Source organism: Bacillus sp. BD48 (assembly GCF_046566805.1).
Classification (GTDB): domain Bacteria; phylum Bacillota; class Bacilli; order Bacillales; family Bacillaceae; genus Bacillus; species Bacillus safensis.
In genome coordinates this window covers 901322-924707 of sequence record NZ_JANGFM010000002.1, presented here as the reverse complement: position 1 = coordinate 924707, position 23386 = coordinate 901322, and the positions used below count along the sequence as shown (strand labels likewise).

The following is a 23386-nucleotide window of genomic DNA, read 5'->3' as shown; positions in this document are numbered from 1 at the left end:
TGTTCACCCCCTTTCAAAAAAGCGCATGCGCTTCGGTTTATTCCTTCAGCTGATTCGTCTCTCGTTGAGACTGTTGCTCGGCTGATGTCATGCGGCTTTCTAAAGGTCTGTGATAGAGATCCTCCGGCCATTCCTCTAACGTTTTCCCAAGGATACGTCCTGCCAGATCTCGCAAATCGTTTGGTGACACTGCCCCAGCCTGAATAAACGGTGTCAGAACCTTGGCAATCTCTAATGGGTCTCTAAAGTCAGGACCATTTAATAGGAAACGAACATGCCAAATATCAAGATCCGGCAGGAAAAGAGTATTGAGTTTTCCTGTGATGAGGTGCCGTTCAGGCTGAAATACCTGTTCTTCTGTTGTTTTCCGCGCCGTATCTGCTGTCGCTTTGTTATAGTCTTGAGACTCACCTGTGTAAATAGGCGGCAGGCGAAAAGCAGAGCGGATTTTGTTTCTTGTTTTTTCATCGTATTCTAAAAAGAGTGCATCTTCTTGCAAGATCTCTGCTAAGGATTTAAAGTTCACTTTGACATTAGAGACATCTTCTTCTCCAGTTAACCCTTTTTCTGTCGGGAGTCCTTCAACTTCAAGCAAGAGAAACTTATGTGCATGATCAGAGCCTTCAATATCGTCCATATAATCCTGAAGCTGCTGATAGGAAGACTCAGACAGCATCCCATTTTCGACAATGATGGCACCAGGTACATGCCGCCCTTGTTTAAAATAAAGGTAGTTCAGCTCTTCTGCCTTGCGTGCTCCATACATATTGACGATGTTGCCAATCCAGCGGGGAATTCCATACGTTCCACTGCCGATTTTAAAATGAATTACTTCTGTTGCACGCAGCGGCTCTGGGGTGGTGTCATCGTATTTACCTGTTTCACAATGTAAAATGCGCGGATCACCATATTCCTTGAAGAAGACTTTCTTTTCATTGATCACCTGCACATATTTACGGAATCGTTTCTTTCGATTCATTGTTTTCAATTCGCCGTTTTCTGTGTATTGGAATTCGACGTCGACTGGCTCACTCAGCTTGCAAATACGGATATGGAGCGCATCTAAATACTCGATTCCTGCCGGCTTTCCTTGACCATCTCGGAGCACCTCTAAAAAACCATTGCCCGTTTTCTCCCGGTCTTCGATGACATAGCCAAGCACTACATCGGCTGATTCATCATAGTTCATGTATTTCGTAAACTCTTCAAGTCTTGTCCATTCCTTCTCTGCGGCCTTCTTTTTTGCTGGTTTCACACCTTCTGCATTAAAATCAAAGGCATATTCTACACCAAAACCAAAGCCTAAAATATTGGTCTTATACGCATCAATACATTGCTGAAGAATGGTTGAATATTCTGCCATGCTTTTTAATTCATTGATATTGTAAGGCGGGGGAACAATGTCATCCTTTTCGTAGGAAAATTCATCTGCATACATTTGTTTTGTATGATCAGACATGTTTGCCTTCATAATGGTAGCCTTCAATTGTTTCATTGTATGGACCTCCTCTCTCTGTTTGGACGGACACGCTCCGAGGCGGTCTGTTTCAAATCTGTCACTTCATAATCATCCAGCGCATACCAGATGGCTGATAATGTGTGCGGATCGATTTGAAATTCATCTTCCTCTAGGCGTCCATCCTTATCTGCCTTATAGGTTAGTGATTGAAGTTCATAGATGGTATATGGACAAGCATCAGAACAAATAATTTTCTTAAACCGTTTGATCTTTTTTGTATACTGCAAACGTGAGCCTTGAAACTTATGTGCGGCCACCATTTGAAAGCCGCGCTGCCGAAAATAGTGGATGGTTTTAGGTTCGGCTGCATCGGCTTTAATCAGTTCCTTTGATTCAATGAACTCTTGCAGGTCAATGGCTGTTTCATCATCTGTCTTCCCGCGGTCGTAATATTCCCAATAAATATATAAGTACTTTTTTTCATGATCGACAGCTAACCGAATGAGCGCATTGTATGATTCAACAAATCCAAAATCCATGCCTGCTCGTTTCAGCGGTCTGTCAATCTGCTGAATGGCTCCTAATACGTCAGAATGGTTTCTCACCTCAAATTGAGGAAAAACCTTTGTGCCATTAATGCCGAAATACCCCTTCCTCGCAATACGATAGAGGTCTGGGTCATACTCTTTCAGCTCATCCAGCTGCTTCACGTAGCTTTTAGGAAGAAATAAGTTATCTTCCGCCGTGGAGTGATGATAGTACGTATCCTTGATGACAACAGTCCGTTTTTTATATAAGGTCTCGTCATCTAAAACAAAACGCTTCAGCTGTTCATCTCGAAAAAAATGTCGGTATGTCCAATTATCCTGACCTACAGGATTGGTCGATAACATCATATAAAGCGGTAAGGATGGATGCCTCAGCCTTCCAAGCAGCTCTTTAAAGCCTTCATAAGAAACCTCTGAACATTCCTCAATCCAAATGATCGAGATGTTGTTGATCGATTTCAATTTTTCAGGCTTGTCCAGCCCTTTAAATAAGATGCTGCTGCCGTTTCGAAACGTCAGTGCAAGCGGCGAACTTCGGCACTTTACCACATGGTCGATGCCGAGGTCGCTGACGATCTCTTGTAATAGAGAAAAGGTTGATTCGCGGTGCGTATCATACACTTCTCGAATGACAAGTGCTGTCCGCTTTTCTTCCAGCAGCTTTAAGACGAGCTTTAAAGCAATGTGATAGCTTTTGGAGGAGCCGTAGCCCCCTACTAAAAATTGAAACTTTTGATTCCAATCGAATAGAAAGTGTTCAAAGTGAGGATTGACTTCTTTTTCAATCATTGGCGTCATGAGTCGTCCTCTTTTCGCTTGATCATGATTTGAAGATCTTCCTCTTTTTCTTCACGCACTGCTTTTTTTGTTTTTTCGATTGTCAGTTCAATTTGCTTCAGTCTTAATCTTCGTTCATCCTTTGCATGAGCGAGCTCTTCAAACTGTTTTATTAGACGCCTGAGTTCACCCATTGCACGGGATTGTGCATTTAAAAATGTGGCATGCCGATCCCATGAAAATTGAAACGAGTATTCTTCTGAGGTGATGTCTAGTTCTGGCTGAATGCCTTCGCCTGTTTCTTCTAATGAAGAAGGCACGTATGCCGCCTTTTTCACCTCTTTGATCATGTCCTCTTGATCTGCTACATACATGATTCGCTGCGCCCGAATAATGGCTGCATATTGAATTTGAATTTGGTCCCAGATTAAATCAATCGATGTGCGTCCATCCATTTTCTCCATGATTTCAATCGTTTCATCTGAAAGAAATTGATTGAAGATCGAGTGTGCTTGCTTTGACGAAGTTTTTTGTCTTTGCCATCCGTATCGCCTTTTCCATGATTTGACGGTATGGATCGAGACATTGTAATGATCAGCAATTTGCTGGTACGTCATCCCCTTCATATAATCGTGCTTGGCCTCTATCCGTTTATCTTTCATTTACATTCACCTGCCGCCTCCTTTTAATTCGAACGATTCCCTCTGAAGGAATCATTTGTGTAGGGCTAGCAAACATTCGTTTGGTCTTTCTAACTATAGGTGGCAACTGTAAGACAAGCTTTCACTGATTTATTTTTGGATAGAAAAAACGCCTATTCAGCAGCTCTGAATGGGCGTTCTTGTACTTTTTTGGACATCTTCGTCCGCGCTCTTTCCATATGTTTTTGGACAGTTCCTTTTTTGACATCCAGCATTACCGCGATCTCGCTAAACGATAACCCTTGTGTTGTGTGCATAAAGAATACGTCCTTTTCTCGATCTGTTAAAACAGACAAAGCGTCATCAATTCGTTTTTTGTCTCTCTCACTGATTTCTCTTTCTTTCTCTTGAATAAGGGTATATTCATGTGATAAAGCCTCTAACACTTCTGGGTTTGCGAGGATGGTACGCTGATAGACTGAACGTCTGTCTAATCCTCTGCGTGCACCGGGCTCTCTTCCGATTTGAAGCCATTCTACTACGTATTCTAGATCGCTCACCATGCTGGCGATCATTTTTTTATCATGCTTGTCTTGAACGGACAGCTGATATTCTTCTTTTTCTTGAAATGGTTCATATTGTTTTCTAGCATTCTTTAATGCTCTTTTATATTCAATGAGTAAATCTTGCATATTGGCTCTCTCCCTTTTTTAAGAAAATAAAAAACGGACACCAATCAGGTCCCCTTTTAGCAGGGTCTTGATCAGTGTCCGCAGGCTTTCCGTCTTGGACATATTGTGCTTTGATGTGTTTAGTCAGTTAGCTGATTTTAAAACCAATCTCGTGATCTACTCTTGCAAAATGACCTTTTGCCGTTTGAATAATGGTTTTTCCATGTTCAGGTACATCCATTTTATAAGCCGTTCCTACATTCCCATCTAACACGATGACTTGAATTTTTCCTTTTTCCATCTCACCGACAAATGTTTGGTTATCTTGAATGAATAATTGTTTTGGCTCGTTCATATGCTTGTCTCCTTTTTTGGTGATGACCCCGCGCCACCACCTACCGTATTGATAATGATTTCAACTCTTGGACACATACTATAAAACTGTGAAACTCTTAAATCGACAATCTGCAGAGGGGCTTCATTGGCTATAGAATGAAGTGCTTCTTGAATATGCTGTAGACTTGGCTGAAAGATGCTGACGTGTACTGGGCGTATCAATCCTTTTTCTGCGTATGTACGCTTTTTTTGGCAGTCAGCTATGTCAAGCGGCATGTGATCAAATAAACGAATCTCAAGTGATAGTGCGCCTTCTAATTTTTGCGGGCATTGTAATTTTGCAGCAGATCGTATTCTTTTCATCAATGTCTCTTTTGTTAACAAATGCTCATGTTCAATGATTAAATGGATGACCACGTTATGATCTCCCGTCATCCTCTGCCCATTGGCGGATGTCTTGTTCGTTTTTACCCGCTTTGAGCAAGCATTTCAAGAATGTCATGATTTGCTTCCATCGTTTCACGTCGGCCTGATTCCTCCTTTTTTTGTATCATCGACCTTAGCTTCTAGGAGGGTCATATATGTCTCTTTCTCTTCTGCTGTGGCAAAAACAAACATAGGTTTCTGATGATGAAAGGCGATCCAGCCGCCAGCTTGATCTAAGCAAACCTGCGCTTCTTTTCTAGCATCAAACGTCAGCTGATGTCTCATCTTCTTCAGAGCCCTCCAAACTGTCCTCAATTTCTGTTTCGTATCCATATCGTTTCATGTCATATAACCAACAGCTTTTTGGATAGCCAAAGTCATTCATCTGTGTCACCATTGGATGTTCAATATTCATTCTGCTCGTCTCCCCTTTTCTAAGAACTGATCTTCTTTCAAGAAATTACTCTTTTCGTGTAACTTTTGGCCAAAAAAAAGCTCTTGAACACCGGTATTCAGCAGATCTGCAATATGCTTTGCTATTTCTAAGCTAGGCTTTGTTCTGCCCATTTCGATATTCGCATAGCCGCTTGTGTACTTATATCCCAGTTTTTTCGCCATATAGGTTTGTGTTTTTCCTTGCAATATGCGCTCTTCTCGTAAATTTTCAAGTTTCATCTTTCCACCTCTTACTCAATATGTGTAAGTTATATTCCTTATGATAATATACACGAAACGAGTAAGTCAATCATATTTTTATTCTTTTTGTGTATTTATTTATCTTTTCCGTGTAATTCATGATAAAATTTACTCATAACATGAAAAAAGGTGTTTCCGATGGATAATTTAACTGGGAAGATTCTAACTGAATTAAGAGAGAAGCATGGATGGAGCAAGTCAACAGTTGCTAAAAAACTCGGATTAAAGGCGATGTCCACCTATGCAAACTGGGAATATGGCTTGAGAAAACCCGACGGTGAAATGATTGTGAAAATTGCCGAGTTATATGGGGTCTCAACCGATTATCTTCTCACAGGTAAGGATAAAGACAGGCCCGCCGACGATCTTGCAGACGATCCTGATTTGCAAATTGCGTTTAAAGCAGCCTCAGATTTTTCCGAAGAAGCACGAAGACAAACCATCGATTTTATTAACTACATTAGAGAGAAAGAGAAACAAAAAGGCCGTCAGCCAAAACAGCGAGACGACCATTGACTATCTCTTTTTCGTCATGATTTACATTGCTGGGTTGAACCCGGCTTTTTTTATACCTCTTTTTCCCCCTAAAAAAAAGAGCATATGAATAAAAAATCATATGTTTTTTAATTTCTCCCAACATAATATGTGACAATTTTCACCACAATTACTCTTTTTTCACATATTTTAATTGACATATAATTCTATTAATATTAATATATGTATATACCAAAAAAAGGAGTGTTACCGATGAAAAAATTCATGAAAGTCTGTACATTGTCTTTAGCTGCTTTAGGTGCTCTTACGTTCTCCCAAACTGAAGGTGCTCATGCAGCTGCACAGCCAAAAGAACCAGTCATAGCAAAAGCTCCTATTATGAATAAAGTGATTACAGTGAACCGCACGCTTACTGTAGGTTCTTCAATCGCCGTTTCTCTTCCAGCAAGCCAAATTTCTGTGTCGGGTGCAACGTATGCGATTCAATTAGATCAAACGGCTCCAAACTTCACTTGGATCCGTGCGGTACAACGCGGTTCAGTGACAGTTTCTTACTATAATTCACTGGGCGAGCTTGTGATTAACTATATTACTGTTCGATAAGCAATCTAGCTTTACATATGAAAAGGCGATGACTCAAGACATCGACCCAGACCGTAGACAACTCCACTTTTACTTCAAATAAAAGTGGGGTTGTCACATTTTTTCGATAAAACCTCATGTTTTTTGCACTGAACAAGATTCTTTCAGGTTCATGGCATCATAAGTACGCATCTCTTACTAAGTAAGCCACTTTTCCCCTCATTCGAAAATTCATTACAATTTTCACCAAAAATACTTATTTATCACCATTTTAAATTGAAATATAATGTTATTATTGTTAATATATGTATATATCAAAAAAAGGAGTGTTACCGATGAAAAAATTAATGAAAGCTTGCACAGTGCTTTTAGTTGCTTTAGGTGCTCTTACGTTCTCTCAAACTGAAGGTGCTCATGCAACTGCTCAGGTAAAAGAACCAGTTATAGCAAAAGCCCCTATTATGAATAAAGTAATTACGATCGACCGCAAAGTTAAGGTAGGGTGGTCTGGTGCTTTTTCTATTCCAATCAGTAAAATAACTTTATCCGGTGATACAGATGCTGTTGAACTGAAACAAACTGCTCCAAATTTCACTTGGATTTACTATTTAAAACCTGGCTTTGTTAAAGTATCTTATCTAAATTCAGATGGTGAACTTGTAATTAACAACTATACAATTACCTACTAAAACTCTTTTAAATTTATTAAACTTAAGGCGATGACATCATATCATCGCCTTTAATAATGTGATCATTCTCTAAAACCAGCTAGACATTCAATTCTTGCTATAGACCAACCAATATGTTAACTTTAAATTATAATAAGTTGACATATTAAGGGGCTGATGATGATAAAACACATATCTTTGTCTTGGGAAGCGATAGCGGAGAAGGCGATAAAAAATGAACCGATTACGGTACAAGAGGGTTTAGACATTCTTGAAGCTGACGATAGAGAATTGTTACCTATTATGCACGCAGCCTATCAGGTACGATTTCATTTTTTTCAAAAAAAGGTGAAATTAAATATGATTTTTAACGCAAAAAGTGGATATTGCCCTGAAAACTGTGGATATTGTTCACAGTCGATGATTTCAAAAGCACCGGTTGAAAGATATACAATGCTTGATCAAAAAACCATTGTGGCAGGCGCGCGTGAGGCTCTCAAAAGAAAAGCCGGGACTTATTGTATTGTGGCAAGCGGGAGAACGCCTTCTCATAGGGAATTAGATGAAGTCACTGCAGCAGTCAAGGAAATCACTGAAACGATGCCTTTGAAGGTGTGTGCTTGTCTTGGGTTATTAAATGAAGACAAAGCGAAGCGGCTGAAGGAATCGGGTGTTCATCGGTATAATCACAATATCAATACACATCATGATCATCATGATCAAATTACGACAACTCATACATACGATGACCGCGTATCGACCATTGAGCAGGTCAAACAGTCTGGCATGTCACCTTGCTCAGGGGTCATCATTGGAATGGGTGAAACCAATCAGCAAATCGTTGAAATGGCTTTTGCGCTCAGAGCACTTGATGCGGATTCAATTCCAGTCAACTTTCTTCATGCCATCGAGGGAACACCGCTTGAGCATCAAGAACGAACACATCCGATCAAAGCATTGAAAGTGCTGGCAATGTTGAGATTTGTCAATCCAACAAAGGAAATTCGGGTATCCGGAGGCAGAGAGTTTAATTTACGAACGCTCCAGCCGCTCGCACTTTATGCCGCAAATTCCATTTTCGTTGGTGATTATTTAACAACAAAAGGCCAGCAAGTCCAAACGGATCATCACATCATTGAAGATTTAGGGTTTGAAATAGAAGAATGTGCGTTATAAAAAAAGTCTGCCGATTCACCGGCAGACTTTTAAGATTAGAATCTTTTATGAAAATCGACAGTTCCGCTTCCATCTTCTCGATCAAAGCTGCCAACAAACGTCCAGTTAATATATCCACCATCACCATTGTTGACAAACGTACCATCTTCAAATACCCAAATACCAAATGTAATGCCGTCATATTCAACACTATCATAGTAGACAACATTGTTCAGACCGCTAAAGTCATGGTCTTGGCTTAAGTTTTGGACAACAACGTTGTAGTTTTGACCTGCTTCATAGAATGCACTGTACGCCGCATTTTTTACGAATCCATCACGATTTTGAGATGATTTTACTGCTTGTTCAATTTTATCGGCAATGGCTACTGGATCAATAGAGACACTTCCATCAACACCTGTTGTAGTAGCAGCTTCAGCCGTTTGACCAAAAGTCGTAAGAGATAGAGGGGCAGCGATCATTGACGTAGCGATAACAGAACCAACAAACATTTTACTTGTTTTTCTCATTATTTCTAACTCCTCCTTTAATTGGTATGTTTATGTACTACCCCTTTCTCTGTCTCTTAAACACTAATTTATGAAAAAAATTCTTATTCTACCAATTAAGAGGGTGTTTTTACTGTTTAATTAGGCGGAATAACAAAAAAACTACTCTTACAAAAGAGTAGTTTACAGTATTACATGAACAGGATAAATAAAATCACACCTAGGATAATTCGGTATATTGCAAAAGGCACCAGTTTGATTTTATTGATTAGTTTTAGGAAGAATCGAACAACAAAGAGAGCCACAACAAACGCACTCACAAAGCCGACGATAAAGAATGGCAGCATGTCTGTTGTTAAATATTCGGCATTTTTCACAAGGGTTAACAAGCTTGCTCCCGCCATAATTGGCATCGCCATGATAAATGTAAAGTCTGCCGCAGCACGGTGATTCAAACCAAGAATAACCCCGCCTGCGATTGTCGAACCTGAGCGCGAGAAGCCTGGCCATAATGCCAAACATTGAAACAGTCCGATATAAAGCGCCTGTCTGTAAGTCATGTTGTCGACAGAGCTTGTTTCTGTTTTACGTTTATTGATCCAGTCAGCGACAAGCATCAGCACTGCCCCTAAAATCAAACCGACAGCGACCGTTCTGACGTCAAACAAGTATTTATCAATATAATCTTCAAATAAAAAGCCTAAAATGACGGCAGGAACAAGTCCAACAGCAATTTGGGCGATGGTCAGTTTATGCCCGCTGCGCTTTTGTTCTTCGGTGATATTTTTCTTTAAGCCCAATAAGTTTAAAATACGATCTTTAAACACGATCATGACAGCTAAAATTGAGCCTAACTGAATCACGACTTTAAATGTGTTGGCCGCTTCTGGCGTAATAATTTCCTTTGATTTTAACCAAAGATCATCGACAATGATCATGTGACCTGTAGATGAAACAGGTGCGTACTCTGTTAATCCTTCAACAATTCCTAAAACCAGTGCCACGAATAAATCCCATAGATTCATGATTTTCTTTCCTTTCAATTCTGATCTTTTGAACACGCCAAACATCTATGTCCACATAAAGACAAGCTTCCTTCATCGAAAGCTCGTCTTTATGATACTATATTTTTTTCAAAAAAAGATTATGACATCAAACCTTTTCTTCTTTATACAAATTGGACCGCATTTTGAACCAATCAAATAAGTGAGTCGTGATGACCTTCAGAACGGCATACGTCGGAATAGCGACAATGATGCCAACCACGTTGAACAATTTACCAGCTGTTAATATAACAAAAATAATCGTAATGGGATGAATATGAAGGTTTTTCCCCATCACCTGAGGAGAAATGAATTTCCCTTCAATGAGCTGTACCACTGTCCAGACAATAATGAGTTTTAACAGCATTACTGGTGACGTCACAAGTGCAATCACAATCGCTGGTGTAATCGCAATTGTTGGACCAAGGTAAGGCACTATGCTTGTACATGCAGCAATGATAGCAAGCAGCAGCGCATAATCAAGTCCAATGATCATATAACCGATTAACAGAAGAACACCGATACAGAAGCTGACAATGATTTGTCCGCGAATATACGAGCTCAGACGGTGGTTCATTTCGTGAAGCATGATATGGGTATGTTCCCTCATTTTACTTGGGAAAAATTTCAATAGGTAGTCAGGCAGCTTTTTGCCGTCTTTTAATAGATAAAAAAGGATAAACGGCACAGTCACGATCGAGATGATGACTTCTGTGAGCGCCCCTAAGAATGTTCCTACACCGGTAAAGGTGCTTTCCAAAATCTTCGTCGCTTGACTGGATGCTTTACTTACCAATTCAGACACGTTAAAGTTCATCGAGTTTTGCACTTGATTAATAAAGTTACTTCCTGTTAATTGTCTAATTTGATCTTCTACCGTATCAACGTATTTCGGAAGATTATGAAATAGGCTCATGGTTTGAGCTTGTAAAAAAGGAATAATGGACACGATGGTCACTGTAATAATCCCTATAATGACAATATATAAAAGCAAAATGGAATAGATCCGCTTGATTCTTGCTTTCTCTAACAAGTTGACAATTGGATTTAATAAATAATACACGACCCCCGTTAAAATAATCGGTAAGGCAATGGTTTTGACGAGTACAATGAGCGGTGTGAAAATAAATGATGTTTTCATGAAAACAAGGATATTCAATCCAATTAATAGCAGGACGAGTAAAAAGAGAACAAACTTGTTATCAAGAAAAAATTTTCTAAATCGACTGCTCCACATTTGCATAGAATTCATATTGTTCCTCCAAACACGGGCTATTTTATGAGTAAATTGTACACTACTTGATCATGATATGGTGATCATTGTTTCAGCTTTTTTTCCCATTTTGCAATAGACATCGCCCATACAATGAGAATCGGCTGTCCAATAAGCCTTATCCATAGCAAGGCTTGTTCTGTATTTTCTTGACCTGGAAATGGTATTCCCTCACGAGCAGCAAATAAGTTTGCGGGGAAAATGAGGACAAGATAGACAGCAATGGATTTTGCCGCTGCAATCCTGACATTTGGCAAAAGCAGCATCACGGCCAGCAGCCATTCAAGACATGCAGTTGCATAGACCATTACATATGGAAATGGCCAGCCTGGCATCATGCGGGCAAAGCCGCTCGGCTCTATCACATGAAAAATACCGGCCGCTATGAATAAAAGCGCAAAGGTGCATGTACTTCCTATATGCAGGACGCGCTTCATGTTTCCTCCTCTCCCTTCTATCCTGAGTATTACCCGAAGAAGGAAGAAACTACCCACTTTTCGTACATTTATATCCTTTATGTAAGACGCATCAGCCTATATAAAGGTTTCATCGGCTTTTCAATAAAAAGAATATTCTTTCATACAAACGCTTTCAAAGCATGTATAATCAGAGAAAAGCAGGAGGAGGGAATGACATGATTCGATTTGCTGTCATCGGAACGAACTGGATTACAGATCGATTTTTACAGGCTGGTGAAGGAATTGCTGATTTTACATGTACAGCCGTCTATTCACGGTCCGCTGAAAAAGGACAGGCCTTTGCCGAAAAATATGGGATTTGTACAGTTTTTACAAACTTACAACAAATGGCGGAAAGTGATACGTTTGATGCCGTGTATATTGCGAGTCCAAATGCCCTTCATAAAGAGCAAGCCATGTTGATGATGGAGCATCAAAAGCATGTTTTATGCGAAAAACCATTCGCCTCTCATCGAAAAGAAGTGGAAGAAATGATTGCCGCAGCGAAAAAACATCAAGTGTGTTTGATGGAAGCGATGAAAACAACATTTCTGCCAAACTTTCTTCAAATTAAACAGCATCTTGATCAGCTGGGACCTATCAGGCAGGTGGTCGCGCATTACTGTAAATATTCCTCAAGATACGATGCCTATCGAAACGGCGAGCTTCCAAATGCCTTTAAGCCTGAGCTATCAAATGGTTCTTTAATGGATATCGGTGTGTACCTCGTCTACCCATCCCTATACTTATTTGGTCTGCCGAATCAAATTACCGCGAGAGGCTATAAGCTTTCTTCTGGTGTTGATGGGAACGGTTCAGTCCTTTTACAGTATGACGGGCATCAAGCACTTCTTTTTCATTCTAAAATTTCAACGTCTCATTTATCGGCTGAAATTCAAGGCGAGGATGCCACGATGGTGATTGATCAATTCCACCGTCCTTCACGAATCACGATACATGACCGTGACGGACATCAAACTGACATCTCTCTCAAAGATGATCAGCCAGCTATGTCTTATGAAATCAATCATTTTATTGAGTGTATTCAGCAGGGAATGGGGCAGTCTCCGGTCAACACTTTTGCCCTATCTGTTCAAACCATGTCCGTCATGGACGAAGCGAGAAGACAAATGGGCGTGATGTATCCTGCCGACAGACAAAATGTATAGGGTATAAAATGATGAAAAAAGGGCGAAATTTTTTTGTTCGCCCTTTGTTTCGTGTCAGTCGTTTATTTTGCCGCTAACACATCCGCAAATGCTTTCACATACGGCGGAAGGTCCGGCGGACGTCTGCTGGAGATGAGGTGGCCATCTGTGACCACTGCCTCATCGAACCAGTCCGCACCAGCATTTGTCATATCATCTTTAATACCAGGTGTACTTGTCACTTGTCTGCCTTTCAGAATTCCTGCTGAAATCAGCACCCAGCCGGCATGACAAATCTGCCCGATTGGTTTTTCCTTCGCATCAAATGTACGGACGATCTCTAATACTTCTGGATAGCGGCGCAGTTTATCAGGCGCCCATCCGCCAGGGACTAGCACGGCATCATAATCATCAGCTTGGATGGAATAAAAATCTGCATCAGATACCGCCGGCACACCATACTTCCCAATGTACTCATGATTTGCTCTTTCTCCTACAAGATGGACAGTCGCCCCTTCTTCTCTTAAACGCAGAACCGGATACCATAGCTCTAAATCTTCAAAATCATCACTGACAAACGCAATGACCTTCTTATCTGATAAACGCATCCTATCTCTCCTCTTCTTTTGATTACCTCTATTGTACGAGATGACCTCTTAAAAAGAAAAGCGGTCCCCCTTGAGGAGAACCACTTGACCTTATTCGCTGATCTTAAATTTTTTAATTAAATCACGTAATTCTTCCGCCATTTGGGAAAGAGTCGTGGATGAAGAACTAATCTCTTCCATAGAAGCAAGCTGCTCTTCAGCAGATGCTGCGATATCTTGGATACTTGCTGAACTCTCTCTTGATACATCTGCAATTTCATTCACTGCTTTAGAAATTTGCTCAGATCCTTTTGAAAGCTCGCGCACCGTTGTATTCATTTCATTCATCCTTGCTGCGATTTCCGATGTTTGCTCATTTATTTGTGAGAAGCTTTCTTTCGTTTGATCTGTAATAGTAAGACCATTCTTCACTTCTTCATTCACTGCTTTGAACATATTTTGAGATGTTTCAATTTCAGAGACAATTTCATTCACAAGCTTTTCAATCTCTTTTGCTGAATCCGATGATTGAACCGCTAGTTTACGCACTTCTTCCGCAACAACAGAGAAGCCTCTGCCTGACTCGCCTGCACGAGCTGCTTCTATGGCAGCATTTAGTGCAAGTAAATTCGTTTGATCCGCAATGCCGTTAATCACGCCTAGGATGTTTGTGATATCTTTTGATTTATGCTCTAGCCCGTTGATCACGCCTTCAGCTTCTTTCACTGAATGGTCAATCGTCTTCATTTGGCCAACAGTCTGCTCCACAAGCTGTCCGCCTGTTTCTGCGACTGTTTTTGATTGAACAGATGACGCTGTGATGACATCAGACGTTTCGGCAACTTCGTTCAGTCCTTCATTCATTTGCTTTAAATGAGACGCACTTTGCTCCACCATTTCACTTTGATTTTCGTTGCCGTTTGAGAATGTTTCAATAGATGATGTAATATGTTCGGTTGCTTTTGTTGTTTGACCTGCGCTCGCCGTCAGTTCTTCAGATGATGAAGCGACATTCTCAACAGATGTTTGTACAGCTTGAATGACATCTCTTAGGGACTCACTCATTTCATTAAAGCTTGTGCCAAGCTGTCCAATTTCATCTTTTGAGCGGACATCAATTTTTTCTGTTAAATCTCCTTGACTGATCTTCTTCGAAGAAGAGACAAGAGTGGAAAGTGGTTTTGTAATGGAACGGATGATAAAGAAGATCAGAATCCCGCCAATGATAAGCGCGCCGGCTAAAATGATGGCGGCCATGTTAAAGACTGGCTGTGCAGCTTCTTCTACTTCACTGACAAACATCGTCCCGACAATCTTCCAGCCAGTCGCTTTGTTTGTGGTGAACTCCATTTGCTTTTCTTTACCTTCAAACATATAGCTCATCGATCCGTTATCTTGTGAATACAGCTTTTCTAACCATTCACCAGATAATTTTGTTCCCGCTTTTTTCGTTGGATGTGCCACATATGTACGATCTGGACTTCCAATAAAGGCATAGCCTTGTTTCCCAATGTTAATGCTATTGGACTCTTTTACTAGATTCGCAATGTCTAGGTTCATCGCGATGACGCCTGATCCATCCTCTAGTTTTTTAGAAATGGTTACCACAAGTGTACCGGTTGAAGCCGTTGCGTATGGTGCTGAAACAGACAGCTCACCGTTTTTCGCCCAGCCGTCTTTATACCAATCCCGCTCAGTAGCGACATAATCCGCAGGCATTTTTTGATTAGGATATCTTGAAAACACTTTGCCGTCACTTGAAGCGACAAAAATGCCTTCTGTGTCATCATTCATACTCATGAACTGCTCAAAGCGTCCTTGAATATCGGTCGTTCCTTTTTGCTTGAGCTTTTTCTCCGTGATCCATTTGCTAAAGAAATCGGCTGCGTCTGTTTTCACTTTTACAACCTTCGTAATATTTTTATCTAGCTGCTCTACGTTTTCCTTTGCGCTTTGCATAATTTGATCATTTAAGGAGGTGCTTGCCGTATGATATGAAGAGAATGCCAATACGATGATTGGGCATAAAAGAATAAATAAGAAAGAGAATACGAGCTTTTTTGAGATAGATGGCTTTCTGAAATACTGTATGAATTTCATAAAAAAGAAAACTCCTTTTAGTAAGATAGTATATATATCGGAAGTACTACTAGGTTCTTTACTTTTTTAACTTATTAAAGTCTAAATAAGTCCAAATTACCCAATTTATATGCATCGAATGGAAAAACACCTGACGTTTTGGCGTCAGGTGCTTAAGATTGTTGACAAAGGGCTAAAATGTTCTGGATTTTAACCCTTTGTCTTCTTTTCAGTGTGATAGAAAACCTTTGAAGTCTAGGAAGGACGAGCACCGGAGCGGAGCGAATTTAACATTCGTGAGCACCGGAGCGCAGACCTGACACCGAATGCGAGGGTTTGTCTACACGCTGAAACACCTGACGTTTTGGCATCAGGTGTTTCGCTACTCTCTTACATTTTAAATTGTTTAATGAGCTCTCTAAGTTCTTCTGCCATCTGAGATAAAGTGGCAGAGGATGAGCTGATCTCTTCCATAGATGCCAGCTGCTCTTCTGCGGAAGCCGCAATATCTTGGAAGCCTGCTGAGCTTTCTCTTGAGAGCTCTTTAATTTGATTCACCGCATGAGAAATATCATTTGAACCATGTGATAGTTCTTTGGCTGTTCCGTTCATTTGTTTCATTTGTTCTGTCATTTCAGATGTTTTATCAGTGATTTTCTCAAAACTCACTTTCGTTTCATCTGTAATGTTTAATCCAGATTGCACTTCTCCTGCTACTTGTTTAAACATTTTCTGCGATTTTTCTATTTCCTCCACAATTTCGTTCGTCAGGCTTTCAATTTCTTTTGAAGAGCTTCCTGACTGCTCTGCCAGCTTGCGGACTTCTTCTGCGACAACAGAGAAGCCTCTGCCTGCTTCACCTGCTCGTGCGGCTTCTATCGCAGCGTTTAAAGCAAGGAGATTCGTTTGATCCGCAATCCCGTTGATGACCCCAAGAATGTTTGTAATATCTTTTGATTTCTGCTCTAATCCTGCAATGACAAGCTCTGCTTCTTTTACTGCCTGCTCTATGGTTTGCATTTGACCTGCTGTTTTTTGAACGAGTTCTCCTCCAGCCTGAGCGGTTTTGCTCGATTCGATGGACGATTCCATCATATGAGAGGTTGTGTCGACCATATGCGATAGGCTGCGATCCATTTCGTTTAACTGGACCGAGCTTTTTTCGATCATATCATTTTGATGTTCAGTGCTGTTTGAGAACTGTTCAATAGATGATGTAATATGCTCAGTCGCTTGAGCTGTCTGTCCCGCACTTGCCGTTAACTCTTCAGACGAAGCAGCCACATTTTCAATGGAATTTTGGACAGCTTGAATGACTTGTTTCAGCTTTGCTGACATGTCGTTAAAACTTTGCGCAAGCTTACCGATTTCATCATGCGTACGAACTTCAATATGCTGGGTCAAATCACCTTGACTGATTTTCTCAGCCGATTTAGAGAGCTCTATCAGTGGCTTTCGAATCGATTTAATAATAAAATAAATCGCGATTCCGCCAATGACAATTGCAGCCGCAAGGATGATCATTGTTAAGTCGAGCACTGGCTGTGCGGCTTCTTTTACTTCATTCACATACATCGTTCCAGCAAGCTTCCAGCCTGTTGCTTCATTTGTGTCAAAAAACATTTGTTTCGGCTGGCCATTATATTCATATTCAAAACTGCCTTCTTTTTTATCATACAGTTTCGAGATGAAGTCACCAGTCAGCTTTGTTCCAGCCTTATCGGTTTTATGGGCAACATAACGCTGATCTGAGGTGGCGACAAACGCATAGCCTTCTTGGCCAATTTTGATGCTGTTTGTATCTTTCACTACCGTATTTAATCGAACATTCACCCCAATCACACCAGATCCATCTGCTAATTGTTCTGATATTGTGATGAGCAGGTCATCAGATGACTTACTTGTAAAAGGATCTGAAATGATGAGTTTCTTCTCTCCCATCGATTGCTGAAACCAAGTTTCATTTTTAGCGCTCTTTGCATTACCTTTGTGGATCTCGGAATATTCAGTTAGTTTACCATTTTGATCTGCAACAAATACTTCTACTACATCGTCATCTGTTTCCGATAATTGCTCTAATTTTACTTTGAGTAAATCTTTGTTTTTAGCAGTCAATTCACCCTTTTTGATCGATTTGGATAAGTATGAAACAATGTCAATTTTAGGCTGTATATCTTTATTAATGAGCTCGTTTAATTGTTGAACACCATTTGCAGCACTAGACATAATCTCATCATTGAGAGACTTTGATGCCACTTCATAAGAAAATGCGGCCAATACGAGAATTGGCACTAGGAGAATCGCTAAGAATGCAGTAATTAATTTCTTCGACATCGTAAAGTGCTTAAAAAAGTTGATTTTGTTCATGACTCTACTCCTTTTGATTTATGATTTGTGGTCTTTCTCTTCTATTCTTAGGTAATATGAATTATTTTTCAAGGAATAATGTTCAAAAAACCCAAAAAATAAGTATAATTACCTATTTCTTTTGATTTACTCAATAAAAAAGAGCCTCTAGCTGGAGGCTCTTTTCTTCATGTCTATTCAACCTTAAATTTGCTAATTAAATCGCGTAATTCTTCTGCCATCGAAGAGAGTGTGGCAGAGGACGAGCTAATTTCTTCCATTGATGCCAGCTGTTCTTCTGCTGAAGCAGCAATGTCTTGAATATTTGCCGAGCTTTCACGTGATACGTCTGCGATCTCACGAACAGCCTCTGACACATGTGCAGAGCCATTTGAAAGCTGGACAACAGTTTGATTCATTGTTTGGAGCTGGTCAGAAATTTCTTTTGTCATTTCGAAAATATTGTGGAAGCTTACTTTTGTTTGTTCAGTGAAGCTTAGACCTGATTGAACTTCTCGATTCACCGCAGTAAATACTTCCTGTGATACATCGATGTCTTGCACGATTTCTTTGATCAAATTCTCAATTTCTTTTGCTGAGTTCGCAGATTGAACCGCCAGTTTTCTTACTTCTTCTGCTACAACGGAGAAGCCTCTGCCAGATTCACCAGCTCGTGCGGCTTCGATTGCTGCATTTAGCGCAAGTAAATTCGTTTGATCGGCAATTCCATTGATGACACCGAGAATTTGGGTAATGTCTTTAGATTTACTTTCAAGTGCACTGATGACATTCTCTGCTTTTTTCACGGACTGATCAATGACATTCATTTGAGAAGCGGTTTTTTCAACAAGCTGGCCGCCTTCTCCTGCGATATCTGTTGATTTGATCGATGAAGCAGTAATAGATTCAGCCGATTCATTCATATTCTGAAGACCGCGGTTCATTTCTTCTAACTCTTCTGAGCTCAATTCCACTTTATCATTTTGGCTTTCATTTCCGCTGGAGAATTGTTCAATGGCTAGTGTAATATGCTCTGTTGCTTTACTTGTTTGTCCTGCGCTGGCAGTCAGTTCTTCTGATGAAGATGCAACATTCTCGACTGAAGTTTGAACGGCTCCAATGAGAGATCGCAATGAGTCAATCATCGTATTAAAGCCTTTACCAACTTGTCCAATTTCGTCATCTGACTGGATCTGAAGCTTATCGCGTAAATCACCTTCGCTGACTTTTTTCGAGAAGCGGGCAAGATTGGATAATCTTTTTGAAATAGAGCGGACGATAAAGAAAATGAGGGTTCCTGCTACAATGAGTGTGACACTAAATACGATAATGGCTGTATTGAAAACGGGCTTTGCCGCCTCTTCTACTTCAGAAACGAGCATCGTTCCACCAATTTTCCAGCCGGTTAATTCATTGGTTACATATGCAACCTTTTTATCTGTTCCTTTGAGGGTATAGCTGCCGCTTCCTTCTTTGTTTTTAAAAATAATACTTGCCAGATTCTCATTGACCTGACTTCCTGACTTTTGGGTTGGATCTGCTAAAACCGTTTTATCTTTCTCCATGATGAAAGCATAGCCTTTTTGCCCAATTTTGATTTCTTTTAGTTTTTGGAGCAGGCTGTCAATTTCCATATCAAGACCAATGACACCTGAACCATCTTTCATTTTTTGGGCAATTGTGATAACCATTTTGCCAGTGGATGCTGCTACATATGGTTTTGTGATGACTTGTTTGCCGTTTTCTGCTTTTAATGCCTCTTGATACCATGGACGTTCTCTTGGATCATAGCCATCAGGCATCTTTTGAACTGGGTATTGCATAAACAATCCCTTTTCAGAGCCTGCATAGATCGCGGATACATCTTTTTCATTAATTTTTCCAAATTGCTGTAATTCTTTAATGGTCGCATTTCTATTTTTTTCTTGAAGGCTAGACGCTTTGAGCGAGTCTGTAAACAGTGTCACAGCATCTGATTTGTTTCCAATATTCTCATTGATTAAGGTATCAAATGCATTGACCTGACTCATTGCACTGCCCATAATCTGTTTGTCTAGCTCTGTCTTTGATGTAAAAAATGCACTAATTGTCAGTGCCACAGTTGGCAGGATAAGGACTACCAAAAAGGCAATGATTAATTTTTTTGAAATGGATGGTTTTTTGAACCATTGGATCATTTTTCCCATTTTAACTTTCCCCCTTTACTTCTCTAAAGTTATTATCGGATGAAAGGTGTATTTTTAGAGACTGGAAATGACGTTTAAAAATAAAAAAAATACCCAGACAATTCTGGATATTTTTTCATCATTATTTAATTAATTTTAAATTGACTTGTGAGCTCTTTTAATTCCTCTGCCATGTTGGCAAGTGTCACAGAAGAAGACGTGATTTCTTCCATAGATGCGAGCTGCTCTTCTGCGGAAGCCGCAATGTCCTGAATGTTTGCTGCGCTTTCTCTAGAGACTTGGCGCATCTCCTGCATCGCTTGTGAAACAAGCTTTGAACCGCTCGATAGGTCAATGGCTGTATCGTTTAATTGCGTCAGTTTTTTCGACATTCCTTCTGCAGCCTCATAAATGTGTTGGAAGCTTTCTTTTGCTTCTTCTGTCATACCAAGTCCTGCGTTTACTTCTCGATTGACTGCTTTGAACATATCTTGAGATTTAGCAATTTCTAACACAATTTCTTGGATGAGCTTCTCAATTTCTTTCGCTGAATCTGCGGATTGGACAGCTAGTTTTCTCACTTCTTCTGCAACGACGGAGAAGCCGCGTCCTGATTCACCTGCTCTTGCTGCTTCAATTGCTGCATTAAGCGCAAGCAGATTTGTTTGATCCGCAATACCGTTAATGACATTTAAAATACTCGTAATATCTTTAGACTTGTATTCTAATTCTTTCATGACCTGCTCTGCTTCTTGTACGGATGTATCAATATGTTTCATTTGGCTTGCTGTGCTTTCAACAATTCGCCCGCCTTGACCAGCCGCCTCTGTTGATTGAAGTGAAACAGCAGCCACTTCAGATGAAGTATGTGACATATCTTGTAATCCTTCGTTCATTGCCACAAGCTGATTCGTACTAGATTCGACTTTCTCGTTTTGTGCTTCATTTCCATTTGAAAATTGTTCTATCGACATCGTAATATGCTCTGTTGCTTGACTTGTTTGGCTGGCACTTGCCGTCAGCTCCTCTGAAGCCGAAGCCACGTTGTCGACAGATTGCTGTACAGCACGAATGACGTCACGAAGAGATTCACTCATCTTACTGAAGCTTCTTGTGAGATCACCTATTTCATCCTTCGATTTGGTTTCGAGGGTTTCTGTTAAATCCCCTTCACTCACCTTTTCTGAGAAATCAACTAGCCTTCTCAGTCCAATTGTGATCGAGCGAACAATGAAGAAGATAGCGACACCGCCAAGGATAAATGAAGAAATTAAAAGAATAATGGCAGAATTCCAAACTGGCTGTGCTGCTTCTTCTGTTTCTGATACAAACATCGTTCCAGCAATTTTCCAACCTGTTAAATCATTTGTCACAAAAACGAGACGTTTTTGTTCTCCTTTATTCTCATAAGTTGAAGTTCCTTCTTTTCCGCTGTAAAGGATAGATGAAATATTTCCTGTGACCTTAGATCCTGATTTTTCTTCTGGATGAGCTACAATTTGTTTATTTTTATTTGCAATAATTGGATATCCTTCTCGTCCAATTTTAATTTCTTTTATTTTATCGACAATGTCTTGCACATCAATGTCGATTCCGATCGCTCCAGACCCGTCCTTCAGGCGCTGGGCAATCGTGACCACCATTCCGTTTGTTGTAGCAGAAATGTATGGATTGGTGACAACTGGCTCACCTTTTTCATCCTGCATTGCTTGCTGATACCAATCGCGTGTTGTTGGATCAAAGCCTTTTGGCATGTCTACATTAGGAAACTGAATGAAATCACGATTTTTACTTGCTGCATAAAAACCAACCACATCTTCTTCATTGATTTTGCTGTATATCTCAAGATGCTCATACAGTTCGTCCTGGTTTTTCTTTTTAAAGTCTGCAGCAGTAGATGTTTCAGTAAAGAGTTTCACCGCATTTTCCTTGTTCAAAAGCTTTTGCTCGATCATGTCATTCAGCTCATTGACTCTTGCTTTTGCTCCGTACATGATTTCATGATCTAATTCTTCTTTGGCAATCTGATATGAAATCGTACTGAGTGTAATGATTGGCAAGACGAGAACAAGTGTGAATGAAATAATCAGTCTTTTGGAAATAGATGGTTTTTTCAACCATTTTATTGCATTTTTCATGTTTTTCCTCCTTTTAAACGATATGTTTTATATCGGACATCTTCATAGTATTTTCATGTTTTTCAAATAAAAAGGATGCTATTTTGTTTATTTTCACAAATCGATTCCTTGCCCAAGCACCCTGCATACGCTAATACAAAAGGGGGCGCTTTTCATATGATTATCCTTTCAGGACAGCCAGTAACAAATGAGCAGCTGGCATCGTTTCAGCTAGAGGGACAAAAGCGGATCATTTTGATGCAGTTACAGGCCTCGAATGATACGTTCCGCTATAGGCAAGCATCTGATTTGTTATTTGAGGTCACTTTAAGATCGAACATTATGAATGCTGCAAGAGATTTGAATAAGAGTGGTGCCTCATTTGCCATCTTTCAAAGATCGCGTGCAAATGATGCGTTTTGGCGAGTATCGGAAGCAGGAGCACTAGAGCTGCGCTATCAAGTGGAGCCATCTAGAGGCATTAAAGACATTTTTGAAAATGGATCAAAATATGCATTTGAATGTGCAACGGCAATTGTCATCGTGTTTTATATGGGGGTCTTGCAAACAGTAGGAGAGGAGAAGTTTAATCGAAGGCTTCGCAGTTTAACACTGTATGACTGGCACTATGATACTTTGTCGATTTATACAGAGCGCGGGAATGATTTTATCTATGGGGATTGCTTATATTTCGAAAATCCAGAGTTTAGCTATCAGCAGTCGCAATGGCGCGGGGAAAATGTGATTTACTTAGGAGAAGATCAATATTACGGTCATGGGCTCGGAATTTTAACAGCGGCAGAAATTATCGACAAACTGAATAAGAGAAGACGGCCAGGTGCGGTTCAATCCGCTTATTTATTACCGCAGACTACCCGGATGGATGTGATTTATCTCAGGCAAATGTTTGGCAGCTAAAAAAAGCCTCTTGTCTATTGGTTATGACAAGGGGCTTTTGTATGCCTTGCGTTTACGATAATTTTGGAGTGTGCCAAGCATCGTGTTCGCAAGGACCTCCATCTCTTCTAAATCTTTTCTTGTGACCGGTGGATCGTGCCGGCTCCATTTCACGTATCGAACAAAATAGTAATGACGAATGGGCGTAAGGACGGCAGGAGATTGTGGAAAGTCATCAAACCAAAATTCAATCTGGCCTTTTTTTCGATAGGAATGTTTTAAGATGTCCATCCTGTTACACCACCCATCA

The 23386-nt window shown here is 40.3% G+C and carries 25 protein-coding genes and 2 pseudogenes; 6 read left to right on the top strand and 21 right to left on the bottom strand.

Going from position 1 to position 23386, the window contains the following annotated elements:
• Positions 1–37: 37 nt before the first annotated feature.
• From ACLGGR_RS09675 to ACLGGR_RS09635, 9 genes are all read right to left on the bottom strand, one after another.
• Positions 38–1495 carry a phage portal protein gene (locus tag ACLGGR_RS09675; protein ID WP_142945048.1) on the bottom strand — a complete coding sequence of 486 codons (1458 nt, stop codon included), beginning with the start codon at positions 1493–1495 and terminating at the stop codon, positions 38–40.
• Positions 1492–2793, bottom strand: a complete 1302-nt coding sequence (locus ACLGGR_RS09670) for a PBSX family phage terminase large subunit (RefSeq protein ID WP_410972998.1) — start codon at positions 2791–2793, stop codon at positions 1492–1494. Before ACLGGR_RS09670 ends, ACLGGR_RS09675 begins: the two co-directional genes overlap by 4 nt.
• A gap of 8 nt (positions 2794–2801) precedes the next feature.
• The gene (terS, locus tag ACLGGR_RS09665) at positions 2802–3446 is read right to left on the bottom strand and encodes a phage terminase small subunit (RefSeq protein ID WP_410972957.1); all 645 of its coding nucleotides are present in this window, start codon (positions 3444–3446) and stop codon (positions 2802–2804) included.
• A gap of 152 nt (positions 3447–3598) precedes the next feature.
• Complete coding sequence (locus ACLGGR_RS09660) at positions 3599–4117, bottom strand: sigma-70 family RNA polymerase sigma factor (protein WP_410972956.1); 519 nt, start codon at positions 4115–4117, stop codon at positions 3599–3601.
• A 127-nt stretch (positions 4118–4244) separates the two neighbouring features.
• On the bottom strand, positions 4245–4397 hold the full coding sequence (locus tag ACLGGR_RS09655; protein ID WP_395960789.1) for an XtrA/YqaO family protein: 153 nt from the start codon (positions 4395–4397) through the stop codon (positions 4245–4247).
• 50 nt (positions 4398–4447) lie between these two features.
• Positions 4448–4849: a RusA family crossover junction endodeoxyribonuclease gene (locus ACLGGR_RS09650; protein WP_142945053.1), complete on the bottom strand. Its 402-nt coding sequence runs from the start codon at positions 4847–4849 to the stop codon at positions 4448–4450.
• 102 nt (positions 4850–4951) lie between these two features.
• The gene (locus tag ACLGGR_RS09645; RefSeq protein WP_260601831.1) at positions 4952–5143 is read right to left on the bottom strand and encodes a hypothetical protein; all 192 of its coding nucleotides are present in this window, start codon (positions 5141–5143) and stop codon (positions 4952–4954) included.
• Positions 5121–5273 carry a hypothetical protein gene (locus tag ACLGGR_RS09640; RefSeq protein WP_185907607.1) on the bottom strand — a complete coding sequence of 51 codons (153 nt, stop codon included), beginning with the start codon at positions 5271–5273 and terminating at the stop codon, positions 5121–5123. The genes ACLGGR_RS09645 and ACLGGR_RS09640 overlap by 23 nt, the downstream gene beginning before the upstream one ends.
• Positions 5270–5533, bottom strand: a complete 264-nt coding sequence (locus ACLGGR_RS09635; protein ID WP_251215812.1) for a helix-turn-helix transcriptional regulator — start codon at positions 5531–5533, stop codon at positions 5270–5272. Before ACLGGR_RS09635 ends, ACLGGR_RS09640 begins: the two co-directional genes overlap by 4 nt.
• Positions 5534–5692: 159 nt before the next feature.
• On the opposite strand from ACLGGR_RS09635, the gene ACLGGR_RS09630 reads away from it, so the two are divergent.
• From ACLGGR_RS09630 to bioB, 4 genes are all read left to right on the top strand, one after another.
• Positions 5693–6070: a helix-turn-helix domain-containing protein gene (locus ACLGGR_RS09630; protein WP_095409428.1), complete on the top strand. Its 378-nt coding sequence runs from the start codon at positions 5693–5695 to the stop codon at positions 6068–6070.
• A gap of 231 nt (positions 6071–6301) precedes the next feature.
• Positions 6302–6652 carry a hypothetical protein gene (locus ACLGGR_RS09625; protein WP_142945056.1) on the top strand — a complete coding sequence of 117 codons (351 nt, stop codon included), beginning with the start codon at positions 6302–6304 and terminating at the stop codon, positions 6650–6652.
• Positions 6653–6966: 314 nt separating this feature from the next.
• Positions 6967–7320: a hypothetical protein gene (locus ACLGGR_RS09620; RefSeq protein WP_251215813.1), complete on the top strand. Its 354-nt coding sequence runs from the start codon at positions 6967–6969 to the stop codon at positions 7318–7320.
• A 159-nt stretch (positions 7321–7479) separates the two neighbouring features.
• On the top strand, positions 7480–8475 hold the full coding sequence (bioB, locus tag ACLGGR_RS09615; protein WP_410972955.1) for a biotin synthase BioB: 996 nt from the start codon (positions 7480–7482) through the stop codon (positions 8473–8475).
• Positions 8476–8510: 35 nt separating this feature from the next.
• Here bioB and ACLGGR_RS09610 read toward each other — a convergent pair whose 3' ends face one another.
• The 4 genes from ACLGGR_RS09610 to ACLGGR_RS09595 form a co-directional block, all read right to left on the bottom strand.
• A complete protein-coding gene (locus ACLGGR_RS09610; protein WP_024423274.1) occupies positions 8511–8984 on the bottom strand; it encodes a hypothetical protein in 474 nt (157 codons plus the stop codon).
• A gap of 170 nt (positions 8985–9154) precedes the next feature.
• A complete protein-coding gene (locus ACLGGR_RS09605; protein WP_039183288.1) occupies positions 9155–9988 on the bottom strand; it encodes an undecaprenyl-diphosphate phosphatase in 834 nt (277 codons plus the stop codon).
• A 127-nt stretch (positions 9989–10115) separates the two neighbouring features.
• Positions 10116–11258, bottom strand: coding sequence for an AI-2E family transporter (locus ACLGGR_RS09600; RefSeq protein WP_142945058.1), 1143 nt, complete (start codon positions 11256–11258; stop codon positions 10116–10118).
• 65 nt (positions 11259–11323) lie between these two features.
• The gene (locus ACLGGR_RS09595) at positions 11324–11716 is read right to left on the bottom strand and encodes a DoxX family protein (protein WP_410972954.1); all 393 of its coding nucleotides are present in this window, start codon (positions 11714–11716) and stop codon (positions 11324–11326) included.
• Between the two features lie 197 nt (positions 11717–11913).
• Between ACLGGR_RS09595 and ACLGGR_RS09590 the strand changes: the two genes are divergently transcribed.
• Positions 11914–12906, top strand: coding sequence for a Gfo/Idh/MocA family protein (locus ACLGGR_RS09590; protein ID WP_410972953.1), 993 nt, complete (start codon positions 11914–11916; stop codon positions 12904–12906).
• A gap of 62 nt (positions 12907–12968) precedes the next feature.
• Here ACLGGR_RS09590 and ACLGGR_RS09585 read toward each other — a convergent pair whose 3' ends face one another.
• From ACLGGR_RS09585 to ACLGGR_RS09545, 7 genes and pseudogenes are all read right to left on the bottom strand, one after another.
• A complete protein-coding gene (locus tag ACLGGR_RS09585; protein WP_251215817.1) occupies positions 12969–13493 on the bottom strand; it encodes a type 1 glutamine amidotransferase domain-containing protein in 525 nt (174 codons plus the stop codon).
• Positions 13494–13583: 90 nt separating this feature from the next.
• On the bottom strand, positions 13584–15572 hold the full coding sequence (locus ACLGGR_RS19275) for a methyl-accepting chemotaxis protein (RefSeq protein ID WP_251215818.1): 1989 nt from the start codon (positions 15570–15572) through the stop codon (positions 13584–13586).
• Positions 15573–15941: 369 nt separating this feature from the next.
• Positions 15942–16889: a methyl-accepting chemotaxis protein gene (locus ACLGGR_RS09570; RefSeq protein WP_410972996.1), complete on the bottom strand. Its 948-nt coding sequence runs from the start codon at positions 16887–16889 to the stop codon at positions 15942–15944.
• Positions 16881–17777, bottom strand: a pseudogene (locus ACLGGR_RS09565) (HAMP domain-containing protein); the annotation flags it as partial. The pseudogene ACLGGR_RS09565 and the gene ACLGGR_RS09570, both read right to left, overlap by 9 nt.
• 314 nt (positions 17778–18091) lie before the next feature.
• Entirely contained in the window at positions 18092–20083 is a 1992-nt protein-coding gene (locus ACLGGR_RS19270) for a methyl-accepting chemotaxis protein (RefSeq protein ID WP_251215820.1), read from the bottom strand.
• A gap of 125 nt (positions 20084–20208) precedes the next feature.
• The gene (locus tag ACLGGR_RS09550) at positions 20209–21036 is read right to left on the bottom strand and encodes a methyl-accepting chemotaxis protein (protein ID WP_410972994.1); all 828 of its coding nucleotides are present in this window, start codon (positions 21034–21036) and stop codon (positions 20209–20211) included.
• A 114-nt stretch (positions 21037–21150) separates the two neighbouring features.
• Positions 21151–22017: pseudogene (locus tag ACLGGR_RS09545) on the bottom strand (cache domain-containing protein); the annotation flags it as partial.
• 339 nt (positions 22018–22356) lie between these two features.
• On the opposite strand from ACLGGR_RS09545, the gene ACLGGR_RS09540 reads away from it, so the two are divergent.
• Positions 22357–23097, top strand: coding sequence for a protein-glutamine gamma-glutamyltransferase (locus ACLGGR_RS09540; RefSeq protein WP_034282523.1), 741 nt, complete (start codon positions 22357–22359; stop codon positions 23095–23097).
• Between the two features lie 21 nt (positions 23098–23118).
• On the opposite strand, the gene ACLGGR_RS09535 is transcribed toward ACLGGR_RS09540, so the two are convergent.
• Positions 23119–23367: a hypothetical protein gene (locus tag ACLGGR_RS09535; RefSeq protein ID WP_048237293.1), complete on the bottom strand. Its 249-nt coding sequence runs from the start codon at positions 23365–23367 to the stop codon at positions 23119–23121.
• Between the last annotated feature and the right edge of the window lie 19 nt (positions 23368–23386).